Origin of the sequence: Pseudomonas amygdali (genome assembly GCF_002699855.1) — a bacterium.
Classification (GTDB): domain Bacteria; phylum Pseudomonadota; class Gammaproteobacteria; order Pseudomonadales; family Pseudomonadaceae; genus Aquipseudomonas; species Aquipseudomonas amygdali.
In genome coordinates, this window is the sequence record NZ_LKBW01000208.1 from 1 (window position 1) to 843 (window position 843).

The following is an 843-nucleotide window of genomic DNA, read 5'->3' on the forward strand; positions in this document are numbered from 1 at the left end:
TTCGGTAGTTTTTTCATCGCTCCATCCTCTCAAAGGTTGGAGTCTCCGAGAAACCCGGGGCGGTTCACTCCATTGCCACGACACAGCTCTGCGAGCTGGCAAAAAATTGCATCATGTGCGCCCGTGAACATTTTTTGCGAAACACCTCCCGGCCTGACTTATCCTGGCCGTGCAGATGGAACGTATGTTTACCGAGATCAATACCTATCAGCGCTGACTCGCTCATGATGATGCCCTCCGAAAATAAAGCACCCTGCTAAAGCTTAGCCCTCGCAGGGTGTGGGGGTGACCATCTCATTAAAGATCTCGAGGGTTCGCGCTGATTGACCAGTTGAGCATCCACGAGCCGGTTGATTGGCTGTGCAAGGTGTTTGAAGTGACCCGCTCGTGCTACTACGCTCGGCGTCTCAGGCGCCGCACACCGGATGTAGAACGCCTTCGATTGCGCAGTCGGGTGAACGAGTTGTTCACCCAAGGCCGCAGTGCTCCCGGTAGCCGTAGCATCACGGCCATGATGCAGGACGACGGCGAGCGAATCGGGCGATTCAAGGTGCGCAGCCTGATGCGCGAGCTGGAGTTGGTCAGCAAACAACCGGGATCGCATGCTTACAAAAAGGCGACGGTCGAGCGGCCCGACATTCCTAATATTTTGAACCGGGAGTTTGATGTGTCCGCTCCTGGCCACGTCTGGTGTGGCGATATCACTTACACCTGGGCTCAAGGGAAATGGCAGTATCTGGCGGTTGTGCTAGGTTTTGTACGAAAAGTCGGCTGGGGTAGAATTGCCGCCATGATTGGCTGGAGGCCCGCATGGCAAAGCGTTACGAACTCTCCGACTCATCG

At 55.6% G+C, this 843-nt stretch carries 2 pseudogenes; one reads left to right on the top strand and one right to left on the bottom strand.

The window, feature by feature from the left end:
• Nucleotides 1-67: 67 nt before the first annotated feature.
• Nucleotides 68-226, bottom strand: a pseudogene (locus AO277_RS29160) (IS110 family transposase); the annotation flags it as partial.
• Between the two features lie 75 nt (nt 227-301).
• On the opposite strand from AO277_RS29160, the pseudogene AO277_RS14190 reads away from it, so the two are divergent.
• Nucleotides 302-775: pseudogene (locus tag AO277_RS14190) on the top strand (IS3 family transposase); the annotation flags it as partial.
• Between the last annotated feature and the right edge of the window lie 68 nt (nt 776-843).